Annotated in this window: 16 protein-coding genes; 4 read left to right on the top strand and 12 right to left on the bottom strand. The window is 53.0% G+C overall.

Features of this window, described 5'->3' with window-relative positions; all coding sequences use genetic code 11:
* Positions 1 to 27 precede the first annotated feature (27 nt).
* A complete protein-coding gene (rne, locus tag HVE01_RS07875; RefSeq protein WP_146943359.1) occupies positions 28 to 3,675 on the top strand; it encodes a ribonuclease E in 3,648 nt (1,215 codons plus the stop codon).
* 39 nt (positions 3,676 to 3,714) lie between these two features.
* Here the strand turns inward: rne and murB are convergent, their stop codons facing one another.
* The 7 genes from murB to HVE01_RS07840 are packed head-to-tail and all read right to left on the bottom strand — an operon-like array spanning position 3,715 to position 11,305.
* On the bottom strand, positions 3,715 to 4,770 hold the full coding sequence (murB, locus tag HVE01_RS07870) for a UDP-N-acetylmuramate dehydrogenase (protein WP_146943357.1): 1,056 nt from the start codon (positions 4,768 to 4,770) through the stop codon (positions 3,715 to 3,717).
* A complete protein-coding gene (locus HVE01_RS07865; protein WP_125749001.1) occupies positions 4,757 to 5,242 on the bottom strand; it encodes a low molecular weight protein-tyrosine-phosphatase in 486 nt (161 codons plus the stop codon). The genes murB and HVE01_RS07865 overlap by 14 nt, the downstream gene beginning before the upstream one ends.
* Positions 5,242 to 6,030, bottom strand: a complete 789-nt coding sequence (kdsB, locus tag HVE01_RS07860; protein ID WP_146943355.1) for a 3-deoxy-manno-octulosonate cytidylyltransferase — start codon at positions 6,028 to 6,030, stop codon at positions 5,242 to 5,244. The genes HVE01_RS07865 and kdsB overlap by 1 nt, the downstream gene beginning before the upstream one ends.
* Positions 6,030 to 6,239: a Trm112 family protein gene (locus HVE01_RS07855; protein ID WP_125749008.1), complete on the bottom strand. Its 210-nt coding sequence runs from the start codon at positions 6,237 to 6,239 to the stop codon at positions 6,030 to 6,032. Before HVE01_RS07855 ends, kdsB begins: the two co-directional genes overlap by 1 nt.
* Positions 6,232 to 7,248 (bottom strand): tetraacyldisaccharide 4'-kinase, encoded by a 1,017-nt coding sequence (gene lpxK / locus HVE01_RS07850; RefSeq protein ID WP_146943353.1) that lies wholly within the window; start codon positions 7,246 to 7,248, stop codon positions 6,232 to 6,234. The genes HVE01_RS07855 and lpxK overlap by 8 nt, the downstream gene beginning before the upstream one ends.
* Positions 7,245 to 8,981, bottom strand: coding sequence for a lipid A export permease/ATP-binding protein MsbA (gene msbA / locus HVE01_RS07845; RefSeq protein ID WP_146943351.1), 1,737 nt, complete (start codon positions 8,979 to 8,981; stop codon positions 7,245 to 7,247). Before msbA ends, lpxK begins: the two co-directional genes overlap by 4 nt.
* A gap of 56 nt (positions 8,982 to 9,037) precedes the next feature.
* The gene (locus tag HVE01_RS07840; protein ID WP_146943349.1) at positions 9,038 to 11,305 is read right to left on the bottom strand and encodes a DNA internalization-related competence protein ComEC/Rec2; all 2,268 of its coding nucleotides are present in this window, start codon (positions 11,303 to 11,305) and stop codon (positions 9,038 to 9,040) included.
* 96 nt (positions 11,306 to 11,401) lie between these two features.
* Between HVE01_RS07840 and HVE01_RS07835 the strand changes: the two genes are divergently transcribed.
* Positions 11,402 to 11,953, top strand: coding sequence for a DUF2062 domain-containing protein (locus HVE01_RS07835; RefSeq protein ID WP_125749021.1), 552 nt, complete (start codon positions 11,402 to 11,404; stop codon positions 11,951 to 11,953).
* Positions 11,954 to 11,964: 11 nt separating this feature from the next.
* Here the strand turns inward: HVE01_RS07835 and HVE01_RS07830 are convergent, their stop codons facing one another.
* Together HVE01_RS07830 and HVE01_RS07825 are read right to left on the bottom strand one after the other, a co-directional pair.
* Positions 11,965 to 12,675 carry an ABC transporter ATP-binding protein gene (locus tag HVE01_RS07830; protein WP_125749024.1) on the bottom strand — a complete coding sequence of 237 codons (711 nt, stop codon included), beginning with the start codon at positions 12,673 to 12,675 and terminating at the stop codon, positions 11,965 to 11,967.
* A gap of 10 nt (positions 12,676 to 12,685) precedes the next feature.
* Entirely contained in the window at positions 12,686 to 13,927 is a 1,242-nt protein-coding gene (locus tag HVE01_RS07825; protein WP_125749027.1) for a lipoprotein-releasing ABC transporter permease subunit, read from the bottom strand.
* Positions 13,928 to 14,126: 199 nt separating this feature from the next.
* Here HVE01_RS07825 and HVE01_RS07820 point away from each other — a divergent pair, with 199 nt between their 5' ends.
* Both HVE01_RS07820 and HVE01_RS07815 read left to right on the top strand, forming a co-directional pair.
* Positions 14,127 to 15,197, top strand: a complete 1,071-nt coding sequence (locus tag HVE01_RS07820) for an agmatine deiminase family protein (protein ID WP_125749030.1) — start codon at positions 14,127 to 14,129, stop codon at positions 15,195 to 15,197.
* A 9-nt stretch (positions 15,198 to 15,206) separates the two neighbouring features.
* Positions 15,207 to 16,109, top strand: a complete 903-nt coding sequence (locus HVE01_RS07815; RefSeq protein ID WP_125749033.1) for a carbon-nitrogen hydrolase — start codon at positions 15,207 to 15,209, stop codon at positions 16,107 to 16,109.
* A gap of 172 nt (positions 16,110 to 16,281) precedes the next feature.
* Here HVE01_RS07815 and HVE01_RS07810 read toward each other — a convergent pair whose 3' ends face one another.
* The 3 genes from HVE01_RS07810 to secA all read right to left on the bottom strand — a co-directional run bounded on the left by HVE01_RS07810 (position 16,282) and on the right by secA (position 21,340).
* Entirely contained in the window at positions 16,282 to 17,229 is a 948-nt protein-coding gene (locus tag HVE01_RS07810; protein ID WP_125749036.1) for a Nudix family hydrolase, read from the bottom strand.
* Positions 17,230 to 17,341: 112 nt separating this feature from the next.
* A complete protein-coding gene (argJ, locus tag HVE01_RS07805; RefSeq protein ID WP_125749039.1) occupies positions 17,342 to 18,571 on the bottom strand; it encodes a bifunctional glutamate N-acetyltransferase/amino-acid acetyltransferase ArgJ in 1,230 nt (409 codons plus the stop codon).
* Positions 18,572 to 18,607: 36 nt separating this feature from the next.
* The gene (gene secA, locus HVE01_RS07800; protein ID WP_146943347.1) at positions 18,608 to 21,340 is read right to left on the bottom strand and encodes a preprotein translocase subunit SecA; all 2,733 of its coding nucleotides are present in this window, start codon (positions 21,338 to 21,340) and stop codon (positions 18,608 to 18,610) included.
* Between the last annotated feature and the right edge of the window lie 17 nt (positions 21,341 to 21,357).

Below are 21,357 nucleotides of genomic sequence, written 5' to 3'. Positions count from 1 at the left end.
TCGGCTCGCAATGCTATGTGAGACAACATGAAACGGATGCTGATTAACGCAACCCAGCCAGAAGAGCTGCGGGTTGCGCTGGTAGACGGGCAACGCCTTTACGATTTAGACATCGAATCTGGCGCTCGAGAACAGAAAAAAGCCAATATTTACCGGGGAAAAATCACCCGGGTAGAACCATCCCTTGAAGCCGCTTTTGTTGATTTTGGTGCCGAACGCCACGGTTTCCTGCCATTAAAAGAAATCTCCCGCGAATATTTTATCAAAGATGTGTCTGGTCGCCCCAGTATCAAAGAAGTACTGAAAGAGGGCCAGGAAGTCATCGTCCAAGTTGATAAAGAAGAGCGAGGCAACAAAGGGGCAGCACTGACGACTTTTATTAGTTTAGCGGGCCGCTTTCTGGTTCTGATGCCGAACAATCCCCGTGCAGGCGGTATTTCACGCCGCATTGAAGGTGATGACCGCAGCCAGCTAAAAGACGCCATGGGCCAACTGACAGTGCCAGACAAAATGGGCCTGATCGTTCGAACCGCCGGTATTGGCCGTAGCCCAGAAGAGCTGCAGTGGGACTTGGATTACCTCGTCCAAGTGTGGGAGTCGATCACCACTGAAGCAGGCAAGCGCTCAGCCCCATTCCTGATTTACCGCGAATCTAATGTCATTATCCGCGCCATGCGCGATTACCTGCGCCAAGACATTGGCGAGGTGTTAATTGATAGCCCCGAGATTCATGCAGAAGCACTGGGCTTTATCCGTCAGGTAATGCCCTCTTATCAGCAGAAAATTAAACTTTACGCCGATGAAGTCCCTCTTTTCTCGCGCTTCCAAATTGAATCGCAGATCGAAACTGCTTACCAGCGCGAAGTAAAGCTTCCCTCTGGTGGCTCTATTGTTATCGATCATACCGAAGCGCTAGTCTCGATTGATATTAACTCTGCCCGAGCCACACGCGGCAGCGATATTGAAGAAACCGCCCTGCAAACCAACTCTGAAGCAGCCGATGAGATTGCTCGACAGTTGCGCCTGCGTGATATCGGTGGTCTCGTCGTTATCGACTTTATCGATATGGGCCCTGCGCGCAATCAGCGTGAGGTTGAAAACCGCATGCGCGATGCCCTGAAGCTGGATCGTGCACGCGTTCAGATTGGTCGGATTTCTCGCTTTGGTCTGATGGAAATGTCACGCCAGCGGCTACGCCCCTCGCTAGGCGAAACCAGCGGCGTTGTTTGCCCACGCTGTAACGGCCAAGGCACTATCCGTGATGTTCGCTCTCTGTCACTCTCTATCATGCGCTTGATTGAAGAAGAAGCCATGAAAGAGCGCAGCGCTCAAATCCGCGCCATTCTTCCAGTCCCTGTTGCCACCTACTTGCTGAATGAAAAGCGCAGCGTTCTGGCGGACATCGAATCACGCCAAGGCGTACGTGTGGTTCTCCTGCCAAACCCAGAAATGGATACACCACATTATGACGTTCAACGGCTGCGTGATGACCACTTAGACGATGATGAAAGCCTGACGCTATCCAGCTTCGAGCTTTCAACCGATACTGAAGTAGGCAAAGAGCCTGACCCTAGCTTCACTCCTCCCGCCATGCGCGCTGAAGCTGCGGTTAAAAGCGTTGTACATAATGCACCAGCGCCGGCCTCCCTGCTGACTGAAGAGAAGGCAGAGAGAGCTGCCAAGGCAGATAAAGCCGTTACCAAGACGACTCCTGCCACTGAAGAACAGCCCAGTGTCATTGGCCGCTTCATCAGAGGCTTTGCCAAACTGCTAGGCGGAGAAGATACCAACACGAGCCAACCCGAACCTGAGGCTCCTGTTGCCCGTAAGCAACCGGAGAGAACGAGCAAAAATCGCTCGCAGCGCAGCGACAGTAAGTCAAAGCCTGCCCGCGAACGTGGCGAAAATGCCAGCAAAAACGAGCAGCGCAGCCAGCAGCAATCGAGCAACCAACAGCCGAGCAGCCAGCAGCCTAGCCAATCGCGCAACGCTGATAGTAACGACGACGCTAACGATAAACGTAGCGGCCCTAGCCGTACTCGCAATCGTCGACGCCACCCGCAGCAAGACGATGCCAAGCTCCAGGACAATGAACAGAAGAGCAATCGTCAAAAAGAGCAGCAGGCAAACCTAGCGGCGAAAGAGTCATCAAAAGATGAGGCGGCTAAATCTACTGCTCAAACAGACAATCGTCGCGATAAACCACGTGATGCTAAGCCGAAAAATGAAGTTACCCGTGAGCCCGCATCACCAGCGGACGATAAACAAGATGACGGCAAGCCGAAACGCACGCGTAACAATCCGCGCAACCGCACGCGTAAACAGGCCGTGAATCCTCAAGCTGAAGCGGAGCAGCTGAAACTGCAAGCCGCAGCGGCTGAAGCTCCCTCTGTAGACGCTCCTTCTGTTGAAGCTGCTGCTGAAACGCCTGCTGCTGAAGGGAACAGCCGCAAAGCAGCGCCGGCAAGGCCCACTTCACAAGATGAGGCCAGCACTACCGCCGCACCCAGCGCTGAAGCAACCCTTGAAGCGTCTGAGCAAACGGCAGATGAATCAGCAACTGCCGATGAAACAACGACGGCTGAGCGCCCTGCCGACAAGGCGGAGAAACCACGCAAGACTACGCGCCAACGCCGCCAATCTCAGCAAGCGGCAGAAAAAGCTGAACCTGAAGCAGAAACACGTTTAGAGAAGAGCGCTGAGGACAAACCTCAACTGCCAACTCATGATGCAACCGCGACTCAAGAAGCGCCCCAAGAGACGAGCAGCCATTCGGCTGAGGTCGCAAATAGTGAGCCTTCGTCAGTTACGGAAGTGGAGCCGCAAAAAGCGCCTGATGCAAACGTGAAAGAGCTTGATACCACCGACAGCGAATCAGCAAGCTCGCCTGGTGAAGAGGCTGCAAAAGAGGCTGATAAACCTCAGCAGCCGGTATCTTCTCAAGCTTCTGAGCCTCAAGAATCTTCTGAGCCTCAAGAGACTTCTGAGCCTCAAGAGACTTCTGAGCCTCAAGAGACTTCTGAGCCTCAAGAGACTTCTGAGTCTCAAGAGCCTGCTAAGTCTCAAGAGCCTTCTGAGCCCCAAGAGACTTCTGAGCCCCAAGAGACTTCTGAGCCTCAAGAGCCTGCTAAGTCTCAAGAACCTTCTGAGCCTCAAGAACGTGTGCATCAGGAACCAGTGTTGTCTGACGAGCCTCAAGAAGCAGCACAAGAGACATCCGTAGCTGTTGATACCCACTCAGAAGCACCGAAAGCGCTTGAGACGGTTGACGGTAGCGCTAGCACCCAGGCGTCACCGCAACGTGTGGCGGCGAGCGCTGAAGCAAACTCTCCGGAGAGCACTGAGCAGCCAGAAGCAGCTTCTTTAGACAGCGACGCAGTGAGCAATACCGCTGCTTCAGACACCACAACTGCTTCAGAAACGGTTTCAAACACCACTTCAGAAACTGCCAGCGCTGACGCTCAAGAAGACAAAGAGCCACCGTCAACATTGGCAACGAATGAAGAGGCTCAAACGCCGTCAGCTAAAGCCAACGTTGCAACTGCAACATCCGAAGAAGCAAAGCAAGCGCCTACTGCTGCTCAAGACACGGCACCTAAGCCTCGCCGCCGCCGTCGCGCTCACAATGATCCTCGTGAACTGCGCAAACAAGCACAGAAAACGCCTAATGAGTGATCGCTAGTCGCACTAAAAACCCCGCTTAGCGGGGTTTTTTTATGCTTGTACCAAGCGTGGCTCAGGCTCTAACTCAACACCAAATTGGTCATAGACCTTGTGGGCAATATGCTCTGCAAACTGCAGCAGCTCACACCTATCGCCACCACCAAAATGCACCAGCACCAAGGCCTGGCGCGCGTGAACACCGAAAGCTCCCTGCCGAATCCCTTTCAGCCCGCATTGATCAATTAACCACCCCGCTGCCAGTTTGCTTTGGCCGTTAACCTGCGGGAAATATGGCATATCAGGATATGCTTGTAGCAAGCGCGATAACTGATCGCTGCTAACTAGCGGGTTTTTAAAGAAGCTACCCGCATTTGCGAGCACCTGAGGGTCCGGCAGTTTTTCCTGGCGAATAGCACACACTGCTTGAGCCACCGCCAAGCAATTCGCCGTGCCAGCTACTCGGGCAGCTAAGTCTCCATAACCCAGTCTTGGCTGCGGCGTTTTCGATAGCCGAAGCGTCAATTGAGTAATGACGACTTTATCCGCGAGCGATTTTTTGAAGATGCTGTCTCGGTAACCAAATTGGCAAGCATCGGCGCTTAACCAACGCACATTGCCCGACGCCAACTCGACTACCTGCACCCCTACCAGAACGTCTTTAAGCTCGACACCGTAGGCACCAATGTTCTGTACTGGTGCTGCGCCGCAATCACCGGGAATCAGCGCTAAGTTTTCAATACCCCACAGGCCGCGAGCCGATAGCGTCATTACTAACGAATGCCAATTAACGCCAGCTCCCACATGAGCAACAACAGACTCTCCGCAACGTTCTAACCACCACTGCTGCATGCCCGGTCGAATCGCAATGCCTTTTAGCTGTGCGGGAAGCAGCACATTACTGCCACCTCCCATAAGCGTAATATGCCACTGTTTATCAGCAGCCTCACGAAGCACACGCTGGAGCGCGCTTAGCGTTTTAGGCACCACATAACGCTCAGCTAAGCATGGTAAACGCAGCGTGTTCGCAGAGGTTAAATCGACTGACAGGCAACGACTAAGCAGCTCATTATGGCTTTTTTCACAACTCGTGATTTCACAACCTGTCATTTCTCAGCCCGTCATGTCTCAGCTGAGCAATTAGCCCTGCAGAAGCCGCCTCAATTAAATTCAGGACATGCTCAAAGCCCTCATCACCACCGTAATAAGGGTCGGGCACTTCCGCATCAGGCATATCGGCAAAATCTAGCAAGAGCCCGACATGGGCACGACTGGCACCTGGCTGTAGCGCTCGCATGGCCTTGAGATTATCGCGATCCATGCCCAGCACATAGTCGAATTCAAGAAAGTCACTGGCGCTTAGCTGGCGAGCGCGCAAATGGCTAATATCGATACCACGCCTTAATGCGGCTACCTGGGCACGGCTGTCTGGCGCTTTTCCAACATGCCAACCACCTACACCACAAGAGTCAATGCTGATATGACGATTTAAGCCAGCCTCTTCAACAGCGTGCCTAAAGACGCCTTCGGCCGTTGGTGAACGACAAATATTGCCCAAACAAACAAATAGGACGCGCTTCATTAGCTTTCACCTTCACTTTTACTCGCCAAAAGCGCTCTCACTCTGGCTAAGTCTTCAGGCGTATCCACACCAGCAGGATTGATAGTGCTGGCCAGCGCAACTTGAATCGCATAGCCATGCTGTAGCGCACGCAACTGCTCTAGTTGCTCCAACTGTTCAAGGCTCGACGGCGCCAGCTCACGATAAGCGGTAAGAAAACTGGCACGGTAGGCGTATATACCAATATGGCGCAACCACGCATCAGTGGCTAAAAGTGCGGGCTGGACTTTAAATTGCTCTCGATCCCAAGGAATGGGGGCACGAGAAAAGTACAGCGCGCGCCCCTGCAAGGAGCGAACAACTTTGACGACGTTAGCGTTAAATAACGTTTCAACATCAGTAATGGGCTCAGCAAGCGTCGCAATGGCCGCTTCTCGATCTTCGGCTAAACGCATCGCCACTTGGTCAATTAAGGCCGGTGGGATAAGCGGCTCATCGCCTTGCACATTCACCACTAAAGTGTCGTCGCTTAACCCGAGCTGCTCTGCCACCTCAGCCAATCGGTCGGTACCAGAAGGATGATCCGCGCGCGTCATGACGACATCCGCACCGTAGGGTAGCATCGCGTCGCGGATGCGAAGATCGTCAGTGGCTACCACGACTCGGCTGGCTTGGCTTTGGCAGGCTCTCCGCCAGACATGGGCAACCATTGGCTCACCCGCGATATCCAGCAGCGGTTTACCCAGCAACCGGGACGAACCAAAACGCGCGGGAACAACGGCAATAAATTCGGTCTTAGCGACTGACATTACACCTCTCCGGTACGGCCAGGCGAGATAGGTAATTTTTCATCGGCACCCATCGCGCGCGCTTCTTCAGGAAGCATCACAGGGATGCCTTCTTGAATAGGGTACGCCAAACCGTCGTAGTGGCAGCAAAGCTCCTGGGCTTCACGGTTATACTTGAGCTTGCCATTGCACAGCGGGCAAACCAGCATTGCCAGTAATTCTTTATCCATTGGTGTATCCCTTTTCAGAAAGCGCTGACAATTTAGCTGCCAGCCAGTGTTCAAACTCTGGCGGAAGCACGGCTTCTACCTCGAGCACCCAGCTATCGGGTGGCGCCAACGCTTGGCACTTCACTGCGTCTTTGGCGGTCATTACAACGGGGCGTTGATGACTAAAACGGAAAGTCTGGTCATCAAAGCGCTGATGATCTGCTAGCGGACGCATTTCGCCGTCCACTCCCAGACTGCGCAGCGTATTAAAAAAACGCTCAGGATGGCCAATGCCTGCTACGGCATTCACAGGTAGCGTAAATGGTAGGGGGGTAAGCGGCATGCGTTGGCCATCCCGCATTCGCCGCCAGCTTAGCGGCGCTAGTTGCATCGCCACTCCTTCTATGGGCAAGGAGCGACACGCGTCACCATTAATAATCACCGCATCAACCTCAGCTAATCTTCTGGGTGATTCTCTCAGCGGCCCAGCAGGTAAGCAGCGCCCATTACCCAGCCCTCGCCCGCCATCAACAACGACTAATTCAATATCACGCCCTAACGCCAGGTGCTGTAATCCATCGTCACTGACAATAATGTCGCACCCCATATCAACCAAGGCTTGAACGCCACGTGGACGACGCGGATCAGCCACGACCGGGCAACCCGTTTGCTGCGCCAACATTAATGGCTCATCGCCGCTTTGCGCGGGCTCGGTGATTGCAGTTACCAATAACGGGTAGTGCGATGCTTTACCACCGTAACCACGGGTAATAATACCTGGCGACCACCCTTGCCTTGCTAGCCAGTTGACCAGCCACGCCACTAACGGCGACTTGCCGGTTCCACCAAGGGTGATATTACCCACCACAATAACGGGTATGGATGCTTTAACAACTAGCTTTTTACCAGAATGATAGTGGCGATTACGCCGCGCCATAAGATAACGGTATAAAGCACCCAGCGGATAAAGTGGCGTCAGCCATCGGCTTCCTTGGTAAGCCGCCTTAAGCCAGCGTTGTTCCAGGCTCATTCACTCTCCTGAAACTGAAGCTGATGCAGCGCTGCGTAGGCACCTCCCGCTTCTAGCAACGCTTGGTGGGTACCCTGCTCAATAATGCGCCCTTGGTCCATCACCAAAATACGGTCAGCCCGTTCAATCGTCGATAGACGGTGGGCAATGACCAGGGTGGTACGCCCTTTACACACATGCTCCAGCGCTTTCTGGATATAGCGTTCGGATTCGGTATCTAGTGCCGATGTCGCTTCATCCAAGATAAGAATAGGTGCATCTTTAAAAATTGCCCGAGCAATTGCTAGGCGCTGGCGCTGCCCACCGGATAGCATCACGCCGTTTTCACCCACTAGCGTGGCATAGCCCTGAGGCAGCTTTTCAATAAACTCACTGGCGTAAGCCGCCTGAGCGGCCGCTTCAATGGCGGCTGGGTCTGGGTTGGTAACGCCATAGCCAATGTTGTCAGCAATGGTTGCATTAAATAGCGTGACTTGTTGCGACACTAATGCAATTTGCTGACGCAAAGGGCCCAATGCATAATCATCGGCATTTACCCCATCAATCAAAATGCGCCCTTCACTAGGACGATAAAAGCGCGGCAGCAGGCTGACCAATGTTGATTTACCGCTACCAGAGCGCCCAACAATCGCCACTAACTCACCTGGTGCCACACTAATATTAATACCGTGCAATACATTAGGCTGGTCATCAGCGTAGCGGAAACTGACATTATCAATCACTACGCTGCCGGTTAGCTGGCGTGGAGTGGTCTTACCTTCATCTTGCTCAGGGGTCAAATCAAGCAAGCCAAATAGCTCAGACGCCGCCGCAATACCCTTTTGAATCTCGCTATTCACTTCGGTGAGCTGGCGCACTGGCTTGATCATTAGCGCTGCTGCGGTAATAAAAGCAACAAACTCCCCCGGCGTCATGTTTTCCATAAGCGCAGGCGCCATGGCAAGCCAAACCAGAATTGCCATGGAAATCGCTACCAGCATCAAGATCACTGGTGAACTCACAGCGCGCGTCATCGCCTCTTTCATACTTTGACGACGATTTTCTTCACTTACCCGCTCAAAGCGCTGTTTTTCATACTCTTCAGCGCCATGCGTACGCACAACGCGGTAGCCAGATAGCGCTTCAGAAGCGACGTGCGTCACATCCCCCATGGAGTGCTGAATACGCTTAGAGATACGCCGAAAACGTTTGCTGGCATAGCTCACCACAACAGCAATCACCGGCGTTACGCCCAGAAATAGCAGCGTTAGCATCCAATTGGTCCAGAATAGATAACCGATCAGCCCGATAACGAACAGACCTTCGCGTAAAATAATAGTGACCGCTTTCGTGGCAGCACCCGCGACCTGCTCTACGTGATACGTTACTCGAGATACCAAATGGCCACTGGAGTGGTGGTCGAAGAAACGCCCTGGCAAATGTAGCAAGTGCGCAAATACATCGCAGCGCAGCGTGTGGATCACATAGCGTCCCACATAAGACATAAAGTAAGTGCTTAAAAATGTCCCCAGCCCACGTGAAGCGAACATAATCACCACAAACAGAGGGAGTAATAAACGGAAGGCAGCATCAGGGTTTTGAATGCCATCAATCAGTTGTTTCATCATTTCAGCTAGTGCCGTACTGGAGGCGGCGTAAATGATAAAACCAACGATCGCTAACGCGAATGCGCGCCAGTGAGGTTTGACGTAAGTTAATAATCGTTTGTAGAGAACCCAACCTGAATCAGTCACACGCGCTCCCGGCCATAGTGTGCAGTTGCGAGAATTCTACCTTATGGCGACGCGCATCAACACCGCTTACGAACGCCCTGCTGCTTTCGCATGGGAATGATCTGAATTGGCTGAGTCTCGGTGAGCCTGAGTTCGAGCGCACCATCCTGGGCGGTACTCCATAAGCAGCTCTGCTGTTGTCGAAAGCGGCGCACTATCGCGTCGGCCGGATGGGCAAAGGGATTATCTTCCCCGGCACTAAAAATGACATGCCGAGGACGACTTACTTGAACGAACTGAACACCCGAGCTTGTATTACTGCCATGATGCCCAGCTACTAATACGCTAATCGGCGTCACAATATTCGCTAAGATTCTCCTTTCAACGTCCTTACCAACGTCACCGGTAATCAACAAACGCTGGCCACCCACGCTTACTTGAAGTACGCAAGAGCGATCATTTGAGGAGAGCATGTTTTCCCCTTTCGGGGGCCATAGTATCTGATAGTCAATGCCGTCACGTCGCCACCGCTGCCCTTGAGCACACTCCGAACTAGCAACTGGTAGAAGCTCTCCGTTGGGAACCCACCATTGCGTTACCTGATGGTCATTTAAAAGCGCGCTAATCCCTCCCGCATGGTCGGTATCGGCATGACTGACAATAACGTGTTCGAACGACTGGCCTGGAGGCCAGAGAGTTTGCAGTGGCATAAACCCACTGCGAAAGCGAGGTCCTGTGTCGTACAACAACCGATAGTTAGCGCTACGTAACTCAATCAGCTGGCCCTGCCCGACATCATAAACAATAACATGTAGCTCACCTGGGTTAGACTGCTCGTCCGCAGACCACCACGGAAAGCTTAATAGCAGTAATGTCGCGCCAACACGCAGCCACCCAGGGACATTGGGAAGACCCCAACACAGCGACATCAATATCAGTGCACCTGCTAGCGGAAACACCAAGCTTGACGGTGGCTGCAAAAGCGGTGCCCATTGCACGGCAATAACGAGTAACTGATGAAAAATCTGCAGTGCCTGCTCAAAACACCACCACACCAACAGCCCTAGTCCAGGCAGTGGCGACAGCAACCACCCCAATAGCGCACTGGGCACCATAACGGAGCTTACCCATGGTACTGCAACAAGATTAACCAACGGAGCCGCAGGAGCCACTCTTCCAAATGCCAATAGCACAGCCGCCGCCATCAACGGTGCAATAAGGAGTTGAGAGCGCAATAGCGCCCAGCACCAGCCTTTTAGGCCCTGCGGACGGGGGCGACCTTGCCAAATAATAATCAACCAGCCTACCGCAATAAACGATAGCCACAGGCCGGGTCTCCACAGTGCAAGCGGATCAACTACTAACACTATCCCGAGAGCAAGCCACCAAGCTTGCCAAGCCCCTGGCGCATGACGCCCGCTAAGCACCCACAAGCCTAACAGCGTCATGATCATGGCGCGCATGGCAGGGGGTGCTAGTCCGGCTAACATGGCGTATCCCACCGCTGCCACTCCTGCTAACCACCAGGGCCAGGCACGCAGGCGCCAATTGGTTGGCGTTATCAGCCTGGCAGTAAAGCGTGCCAACAGCAGTACAAATGAAGCGACCAGCCCGACATGTAAGCCAGAAATGACCACTAAATGCGTCGTACCCGTTGCGTTGAGCAAGCTCCAATCATCTTGGCTCAACTGCTCGCTATCACCCAGCGTCAGCGCCGCAAGCCAGCGCCGGGTCTGCTCTTGCAGCGGTTGGTTAGCCAACGTCGCAATTGCTCGCTGACGAAGTGTCGGCACTGCTCCCGACAAGCGTTCAGGCTTAGGTTCTTGCCGCACATAGCCTGTCGCATGTATGCCTTCGCGCCATAACCATTGCTGATAATTGAACGTATGCGGGTTAGAAAAGCCGCTAGGCGGGCGAAGTCGCAGCGTCATCCGCCAGCGCTCCCCAACAAGATAGCGTTGACTGCCATAAGCACTTACTCGCACGCTTCGCAGTGCGCTACAGCTGGGCAGCCCCTCGGGAGAGCGGCAAGACTCAACTGCCAAGCGCACTCGTGACGACTCAGCTTGTGCTTGAACATTGATTACTCGAGCCTGCAGAGTGACATCTTCTCCACTAAGCCCAGCTGGCAAGCGGTACCCCCACTCCTGCTGCACGCTGATAAAAACCCAGCCTGAAATAACTACCCAAATTAATAGGCGACGCCGGCTTACAACCAAGCACAGCAGCACTACAAGCACACCCGGCAGCAAACTCTGCAGGTGCGCTTGGGGGCCGCTTATCCACGCCGCTAGCGCCCCCATCAATACTGCCAAGGCAGCAGGTAGTGCAGCGCCTAATTGCATATCCCCTCCTTGGTGCTGGGTCATTCATACCCACGCCATAGCCGAAGCACGCTGCTATATGGATAATAGGATGTACCAATTGAAAGAGTACCTGACATGCCGCGCCGTTTCCTGCAGCGCTACATGCCCAAACCCGACACATTAAGGCAACAGCGCTCTTTACGCTTTATTGCGCCGTTAATTGCGGATCCTGGGTTATGGCTTTTAACACGCCGAAGCGTTGCAAACGCGTTCAGCGTGGGGCTTTTTTGCGCCATGCTACCCATTCCGTTTCAAATGGTAGTGGCAGCATTGGGGGCAAAGTTTAGCCGTTGCAACCTGGCTCTTTCGGTAGGATTAGTGTGGATTACCAATCCACTTACCATGCCGGTTATTTTTTATTTTAATTATCGAATTGGCACGTTTCTGTTAGAAGCACCAGTGAGAGAGGCGCCATCGCGTATCTCTACGCGCTGGATTGCAGAACAAATGCACGACATTCTGCCACCGCTAATGCTTGGATCGTTAATTTCTGCCTTACTATTAGCCATGCTTGCCAATATCGTTATACGGCTAATTTGGCGCTGGCATGTTTCCCATCATTGGAAGCGCCGCCGCCTAAAGAGACGGCAGCGCCGAGCTTGTGTTGAATCAGAATTCGACGACTAGCCCCTAGGGTATTAGACGTTATTCTGCTCAACTAACCGCCCGCTATCCAGCCTTAATACCCGATCCTGGTGGGCCGCCAAACTAACATCATGAGTGACAATAACAAACGCGCAGGCACTCTCTTTAGCCAATTCATCCATCAGCGCTAAAATGGTACTGGCCGTGCTCTGATCAAGGTTCCCGGTTGGCTCATCCATTAGCACAAGACGGGGGTCCGTCACTAATGCACGGGCGATGGCCACCCGCTGACGCTCCCCTCCCGAAAGCTCGCCCGGTTTATGATCTGCTCGCGCCTTCATGCCCACTCGCTCAAGCAACAGCATAGCCCGCTGCTCAGCTGCCTTTTTAGACTGGCCGCGAATAATTAACGGCAGCGCGGCGTTCTCTAGCGCAGTGAACTCAGCGAGCAAGTGATGAAACTGATAGACAAAGCCGATATAGCGGTTCCGAAAACGACCTAGTGCCGCTTCATTAAGGCCGGCTAATGGCTCGCCAGCAATCACGACGCTACCAGCGCTAGGCCGATCAAGCCCTCCCAGCAGGTTTAACAGCGTTGTCTTACCCGAGCCTGAGCTGCCTACAATGGCAACACGCTCTCCAGCATGTACCTGAAGCTCAAGCTGATCTAGTACGGTAAGATCTTGAGGGCCTTCGCTATATACCCGTGTCAGGCTGTTACATTCCAGCATAACTGTGGTTGAGCGTTGTGTAGTTGAGGTCATCGTTGCTTCCTTATTCATAACGCAGTACATCGGCCGGCTGAACCCGAGCAGCCCGCCAAGCAGGATACAGCGTCGAGAGGAAGGTCAGACCAAAGGCAGCGATGACAATATTACGCACATCACCCCACTGCAGTTGAGAGGGCAAATCACTAATAAAGTAAACCCCGGCATCCAAGAACTGAATACCGAAAGTTGCTTCAAACCAACTGATCAAATCAGAGACAGTCAGTGCCAGAAGAACGCCCACAGCAACGCCAATCGCAATACCTATCAGGCCGATAGCCAGCCCTTGCACGATAAAAATCCCCATGATCGAACGTGGGGTGGCCCCTATGGTGCGTAAAATGGCAATATCCGCTCGCTTATCGGTCACCACCATGACTAACGTCGATACTATATTAAATGCGGCAACGGCAATAATGACCGTCAACAGCAATGCAATCATACGCTTTTCCATCTGAATCGCTTGAAACAGATTGCCATGGGAAGCAGTCCAATCCGTACCGCGGTACCCTGCACCAAGTTCGTTAACGATCGCTTGCGTTTCACTGCCAGCCACGAACAGGTCATCCAGCTCTAGCCGCAGGCCACCCACCGCATCGCCTAGGCGCGCTAACGTTTGCATATCTTCAATATTGGCATAGGCCAGATTAGCGTCTAAATCAGCGCCTACACTAAAAATACCGCTAACCGTAAACCGCTTGAGCCTTGGAAAAACCCCGGCCGGTGTAATCGATGCCTCTGGAACAAGTAGCGTGACGCGATCACCGACCCCAACCCCCAAGCGACGTGCCAACATAGATCCCAACACTACGTTCCACTCACCAGGCACAAGATCAGAGAGCTGGCCCTGGCGCATATGCCCACCAATAATCGACACTTGATCTTCCCAGTCCGGGTGGATGCCATTCACCATAGCCCCTTGATTTCTTCCACCCGCTGAAAACATACCTTGCTGTTCAACATAAGGCGCTGCACCAATAACTCGCTCACGCTGAACAAGCTGCTCTGCTAACGCTTGCCACTCAACTAACCCTGCTTGAGACTCAATTTTAGTGTGAGGCACCATGCCCAAAATTCGAGTACGCAGCTCGTGATCAAACCCATTCATCACCGACAGCACAAGAATCAGCACTGCCACGCCAAGCATTAATCCCAGCATTGAAGTTAGCGAAATAAACGAAATAAAGTGGTTCCGGCGTTTAGCGCGCACGTAGCGCAGCCCCACCAGAAAAGGCAAACGATCAAGCATGGCATCATTCCTTAGTAATAAGCGTCCATGGTACGGTTTTTTTAGCATGGGTGCATGTACGAACGCTGCGTTAGAGTAACAAGTCAGCCTAGCGTTCCCTCAAGCACGGTAACGCTTGCATGTTGCTAAGCAAGCCCCTAAATTGCGCCCATTCTGCTTGTCTTTAGGACAAGGATTTTTTCGACTATTAAGAGCGTTCGTGACGTTGGCTAACAAGACTTACCGTTTATTGCCCGAGTGGTCCCCCCAGGACGGCTTGCAACTGACTTGGCCCCGCCCAGACGGCGACTGGTCACCGCTGCTATCGCGCATCGAAGCAACACTTGAGCGCATCGTGATTGCCACGACACGCTATCAGCGCGTGTTAATCAGCGTTCCTGATAGCGCCACTCAGCGCCGTTTGGCTGCGACGTTTGAGGCCTATGGCATTGCTCCACAACAGCTGATGCTCATTGTCGCTCCTACGGATGACACTTGGGCCAGAGATCATGGGCCGATCACCGTGGTGGACGAAACACAGCAGCCCCTTATGCTGGATTACACGTTTACTGGCTGGGGCGGTAAATTTCCTGCCGAGCATGACAATCGCCTTACTCAGTGGCTGGACAATGCCGGGGTGTGGGCCTGCCCCATCACGCCACGCAGCATGGTGCTAGAAGGCGGCGCGATTGAAACCGACGGAGAGGGCACGCTGCTAACCACTGAGGCCTGCCTACTAAATCCCAACCGCAATCCGTCACTCTCGCGTATGGATGTTGAAGCCCAGTTAGCGGAAGATTTTGGCGTCGATCGAGTCCTATGGTTAGCCAATGGGCACCTTGAAGGTGACGATACTGACAGTCATGTTGATACGCTTGCGCGCTTTTGCAATCCCTCTACCATTGCCTATGTGCGTTGCGATGATCCAAGTGACCCTCATTACTCAGCGCTAAACGCAATGGAGCAAGAGCTTATGGCGTTTCGTCAGCGCAACGGCGAGCCCTACCAATTAATCGCCTTGCCGTGGCCACAGGCATGCTTTGATCCTGAAGATGGTCATCGCCTCCCAGCTACCTACGCGAATTTTTTAATTATCAATCATGCCGTACTGGTGCCCACTTACGGCGATCCCGCCGACCTGGTCGCGCTACAAGCGTTGAGTGTTGCCTTTCCAGAACACACTCTGATTCCAATCGAATGTAATAGCGTCATTCGTCAGCATGGCAGCCTTCACTGTTTAACCATGCAGCTACCGAAAGGCACCCTTGCCCCTACGCTTAGTCAACCCTAAGGAGCCACCATGTCTAACAACTTAACCGTCGGTGTTGTTCAACAGCCCGCGTGGCCAGATAAAGCACGTAGTCTTGCTGCCAGCGAAGCAGGCATACGCTCAGTTGCTAGCCAAGGCGCACAGTTAGTGTTGCTGCAGGAGCTGCATGCCACACATTACTTTTGCCAATACGAAGACCCTGCACTATTTGACTTGGCTGAACCACTAGACGGCCCTACTGGCCAGCACCTGGCCGCACTAGCCAAGGAACTGAATATTGTGCTGGTGGGGTCGTTGTTTGAAAAGCGCGCGGCGGGGCTTTACCACAACACAGCCGTCGTTTATGACCGTGCTAAAGGACGTGTAGGACAGTACCGTAAAATGCACATCCCGGATGATCCGGCCTTTTACGAAAAATTTTACTTTACCCCTGGCGATGTTGACGACGGACGCAGCCAAGGCTTCACGCCCATTGACACCTCTGTTGGGCGACTAGGCGTGCTAGTTTGTTGGGATCAATGGTACCCGGAAGCGGCACGCTTAATGGCACTAAGTGGGGCGGAGCTGCTGCTCTACCCCACGGCCATCGGCTGGGACCCAAGTGATGATGACGCTGAAAAAGCCCGTCAGAAAGATGCTTGGACAATTATACAGCGCTCCCATGGCGTTGCTAACGGGCTGCCCGTGCTGGTCGCTAACCGAGTCGGCTTTGAACCCGACCACTCTGGCGTTGGTAACGGCATTGCGTTTTGGGGAGGAAGTTTTGTATGCGGCCCACAGGGAGAAATGCTAGCGCATGCAGGTGAAGAGACGCAGCAACTAGTGGTCAACATCGATATGGCGCGTAGCGAGAACACTCGGCGCATTTGGCCTTATTTGCGCGACCGCCGCATTGATGCTTACGGTGATTTAACACGCCGCTATCGCGATTGATAACCCACTCGCAGGATACCCAATAACCAATCTCGACTGATAAAAACATAGGCTGATAAAAACATAGATTGGTAAAACATAGGTTGGTAAAACACAGATTGGTAAAACACAGACGCCTGCTCTCATCGAGAGCAGGCGCAGCATTCAAAAAACTAACGTGTGGCGGTTGGCTTTATTTCCAAAAATCACGAATAGACGCAATTCCCTGAGCGCCAACAGCGCGTGCATGGTTAGCATCAAAACGTGTCATACCACCCAGTGCAAACACCGGCATACCAGCACGTTCCACTAGCTGCTGGAAGTCATGCCAGCCCAGCGGAGCCACCTCAGGATGCGAAGGCGTAGTGCGCAACGGCGACAGCGTGACAAAATCACAACCTAAAACCGCAGCCTGAGAAAGTTGCTTTTGATCGTGAGTCGACGCCGAGAGCCATTTATTTTCTGCAATCGGGCGACGCTCAAGGTCCATTAACCGTGCGCTGGTCAAATGAATACCGTCAGCATCAACAGCGTCAAGCAATGCAGGCTCGCCATTCAGCAGCAGCTTTGCATCGTACTGACGGCAAAGGCGCAGGGCGCGCTCAGCGCGGGCAATGTATGCCGCTTCATCAAGATTTTTTGCCCGCAGCTGTACGAGTCTGACACCGTCTTCACTAAGCGCTCTTTCTAACAAGCTATCGAAACGCTCTTCGTTAGCTTCTTCGCCGGTAATCAGATAATCGGTGGGCAACATTACCGCACGCAAAATAGGCAAGTTAGCAGCAGGGAAAGGATAGTTCACCAACTCTTCCATAGGCACCCAGCGCACAGCCTGCCCTTCGCGGCCAAACGGCTCACCGGCAAACTCCTGAACTTGCCAAACATCTAGCAAGATGTGCTTATCAGGATACTCATGGTGAACGCGGATAAGTGGCCGAGCCCGTACAATCTCGACGCCAAGCTCTTCATGAAGCTCACGCTTGAGACCTTCCAAGCCTGTTTCGTAGGGCGCCAGCTTGCCTCCTGGAAACTCCCATAGGCCGCCTTGATCAACATTAGAGGGCCGACGCGCAATCAGCACCCGCTTCTGATCGGCGCTGATCATTGCAGCCGCCGCGACATGAACTCGTCGTTTTACCATTACACTCATTACGTCTTTACCCACTTTTTGCGCGCCGCCTTAACCAAAGACGACGCTATCTCGCTGCATTAGCACGTCACTGCAACTGTTTTTGGCTACTTTTCAGTGCACTTCAGCTACGGTAATCCGCGTTGATAGTCACATAGTCATGAGACAGGTCCGAGGTCCACACAGTGGCACTCTCTTCACCACGGCCCAAATTAATGCGAATGATGATCTCTTCCTGCGCCATGACGGCACTGCCCGCCGCTTCTGTATAACTGTCAGCACGACCGCCCTTTTCAACCAAGCGAACGTCACCCAAATCAATCACAATTTGATTAACATCGAATTCCTCAACCGGCGCGCGCCCAACTGCGGCTAAAATACGCCCCCAGTTAGCATCGGAAGCGTAGAGCGCGGTCTTCACCAGCGGCGAGTGAGCAACGGTAAAAGCAACATCCAAAGCTTCCTGCCGAGTGGCTGCTGCATCCACTTGGAGCGTCACAAACTTCGTTGCCCCTTCGCCATCACGAATAATCGCTTGGGCGAGTTCGGTCATCACGCGCTGCAGCGCATCCCGAAAAATGGCCACCTGTGCTTCGTTTTCGATGCAAGCGCCGGTACCTGTCGCTGCCAGCATGCATGCATCGTTGGTTGATGTATCGCTATCGACAGTGATGCAATTAAAGGAGCGATCCACCGTTTCTCGTAACAAGCTCGCTAACAACGGCTGCGCAATCGCCGCATCGGTTACTACAAAGCCCAACATGGTCGCCATATTAGGCTTAATCATGCCTGAACCTTTGGTAATACCGTTGATCGTGACCTGCTGATCGCCAATTGAAACAGTTGCCGTTGCGCCCTTTGCACGGGTATCCGTGGTTAGAATTCCCTCACCCGCTTGCTGCCAAGCAAGGCTAGTATCCGTTAAGGAATTTAGCGCATGAGGTATACCGGCAAGCAGGCGTGTCATGGGCAGAGGTTCGCCAATCACGCCGGTTGAAAAGGGCAAGACCTGGCTTTTATCAACCCCCATTTGCTCGGCAAGCGCGCTACAGCTGGCATAAGCATCTTGCAGGCCCGATGCACCAGTACCCGCATTGGCATTGCCAGTATTTACCAACCAGTAGCGAGGCACACGCTCTGCGCTGGCACACGCTTCAAGATGCGCTTTCGCAACGACCACAGGGGCAGCACAAAACGCATTGCGAGTAAAAACGCCAGCTACCGTGGCAGTTTCAGGTAGCTCAATCACCACCACATCACGGCGATTTGGCTTTTTAATACCTGCCATAGCACTGCCCAAGCGCACCCCGTTAAGGGGTGGCAATTCCGGAAAAGCAAGATCTCCCACCGCCATGTTTTTCTCCTTTACGCTCAATTTCGCCACGCGTGATTAGCTTAGTTTTCCGCAACACTGCTTATATTTTTTACCAGACCCACATGAGCACGGATCATTGCGCCCTACTTTTGGTCCTTCGCGACGCAACGGACGACCATCCGCCCCAGGCGCTTCCGGAGCAACATCGCCCTGCGGGGCGTTAGGGTCATCGTGGCGGCTTGCTGCTGCGGCACGTTCACGCACCGACTCTTCGCGGCGCTTTTGCTCTAACGCATCAACCTCTTCAGGCTGACGAACCTGAACATGGCTTAAAATACGCGTAACGTCGGCCTTGATGTTGGTTAACAGATGCTGGAATAACTCGAAGGACTCCCGCTTGTACTCCTGCTTAGGATTCTTCTGGGCATAGCCACGCAAGTGAATGCCGCGACGCAGGTGATCCATCGACTGAAGATGCTCTTTCCAGCGGGTATCCAACACCTGGAGCATGACTTGTTTTTCAAACCGGCGAATCAACGTGGCGCCAGCAGCCTCAATTTTGGCTTGATACGCATCACGGTGCATCGCTTGTAAACGCTCACGCAGCTTCTCTTCACTGAAACGTTCATCCTCTGCCGCCCACTGCGTAACAGGAGCGTCAAGATTGAATTCAGTTTTAAGATGCGCCTCTAACCCAGGTAAATCCCACTGTTCCGCCAGACTCTGAGGGGGTACAAAATCACTGATGGCATCTTCCATGACTTCTTCGCGAATACCGATAACGGCGTCAGAAACCTCATCAGCGGAAAGAATTTCATTACGCTGTTCGTAGATAACTCGACGCTGGTCATTAGCGACATCATCGTATTCGAGCAGCTGCTTGCGGATATCAAAGTTGCGCCCCTCTACTTTTTTCTGGGCGCGTTCGACAGCGTTCGACACCATCTTGTGCTCAATCGCCTCGCCTCGCTCTAGCCCGAGAGCTAGCATCAAGCGCTTCACTCGGTCAGAGCCAAACAAACGCATCAAACTATCTTCTAGCGAGAGGAAGAAGCGTGTTGAGCCTGGGTCACCTTGGCGTCCCGCACGCCCCCGCAACTGATTATCAATACGGCGGGACTCATGACGCTCAGAACCAATCACATGCAAACCACCCGCTTCTAAAACACCGTCATGGCGCTTCTGCCATTCCGCCTTTAGCGCATCAAGCTGTTCTTGGGTGGGATTTTGTAACTTAGCTGCTTCTGCTTCCCAGTTCCCCCCCAGGACGATATCGGTACCACGGCCTGCCATATTGGTTGCAATAGTAATCGCGCCAGGGCGACCTGCTTGAGCGATGATTTCTGCTTCGCTTTGGTGCTGCTTAGCATTCAACACGCTAAACGTCAGGCCAGCTTCGCGCATAAGGCGCGCTAGGTACTCTGAGGTTTCAATCGACGCGGTGCCCACTAGAACAGGGCGTCCAGCTTCGGTTTCGGCCTTCACATCTTTAATAATCGCTTCGTATTTCTCTTCCGCGCTCAGATAAACCAAATCGTTCAGATCTTTACGTGCCAACGGTCGATTCGTTGGAATAACGACCACATCCAGGCCATAAATTTGCCGAAATTCGAACGCTTCGGTATCAGCGGTACCCGTCATACCTGCGAGCTTTTCATACAAACGGAAATAGTTTTGGAAAGTAGTCGATGCCAGTGTCTGGCTCTCTCGCTGAACCGTCACCCCTTCTTTCGCTTCAACCGCTTGATGCAGCCCCTCTGACCAACGGCGCCCCGGCATACTACGCCCGGTATGCTCGTCAACAATGACGACCTGGCCTTCAGACACGATGTAATCAACATCTAAATGATAAAGATGTCGTGCGCGCAGCGCGGAATGCATATGCTGAAGCAAGTTTAGGTTTTGTGCTGCATAAAGCGACTCTCCCTCGCCCAACAACCCTTCGGCACGCATTAACTCTTCAACTTTGTTGTGCCCCTGCTCGGTAAGCTCTACCTGCTTTTGTTTTTCATCAAGCAGGAAATCCCCCGTAACCGGCGCATCGCTGTCTTCAGAGGCTTCACCCTGCTCTAACTGTTGGGCCAGACGATTCACAATGCCATACAGATCAGTGTTTTCATCCACTGCGCCGGAGATAATTAACGGCGTACGGGCCTCATCAATTAAAATAGAGTCAACTTCATCGACAATGGCGTAATGCAGACCACGCTGCACTTTATCTTCAAGCGAGAACGCCATGTTGTCGCGCAGATAGTCGAAACCAAACTCATTGTTAGTGCCGTAAGTGATGTCACACTGATAGGCATGGCGCTTCTCTTCACCCGTTTGACCAGCAAAGATAACGCCTACCGATAGTCCAAGAAACTCATACAACGGCCGCATCCACTCAGCATCGCGGCGAGCAAGATAGTCGTTAACGGTGACAACATGCACGCCCTTGCCTGGCAGCGCATTTAAATAGACCGCAAGCGTGGCCACTAGGGTTTTACCCTCGCCGGTTTTCATTTCCGCAATCCGGCCACGATGTAACGTCATGCCACCGACCATTTGGACGTCAAAGTGGCGCATATTCATTACCCGCTTGCTAGCCTCGCGCACGACGGCAAACGCCTCGGGTAATAAGCTATCAACAGAGGCGCCTTCTGCTAACTTTTGTCGTAGCAGCTCTGTTTTTGCCTGCAACTCAGCGTCACTCACCCCTTCAAGCGTTTTCTCTAAAACGTTAATACTGAGCACACTTTTTTGCATGCGTTTAACGTCGCGATCATTTTTAGAGCCAACGACTTTACGTAACAAATTATTAATCATGAAAGTTCCAAATCTTC

It is taken from the genome of Vreelandella venusta (genome assembly GCF_007989605.1).
In the GTDB taxonomy this organism is placed as follows: Bacteria; Pseudomonadota; Gammaproteobacteria; order Pseudomonadales; family Halomonadaceae; genus Vreelandella; species Vreelandella venusta.
The sequence above is the reverse complement of the archived record's forward strand: the minus strand, read 5'-3'. Positions and strand labels throughout refer to the sequence as shown.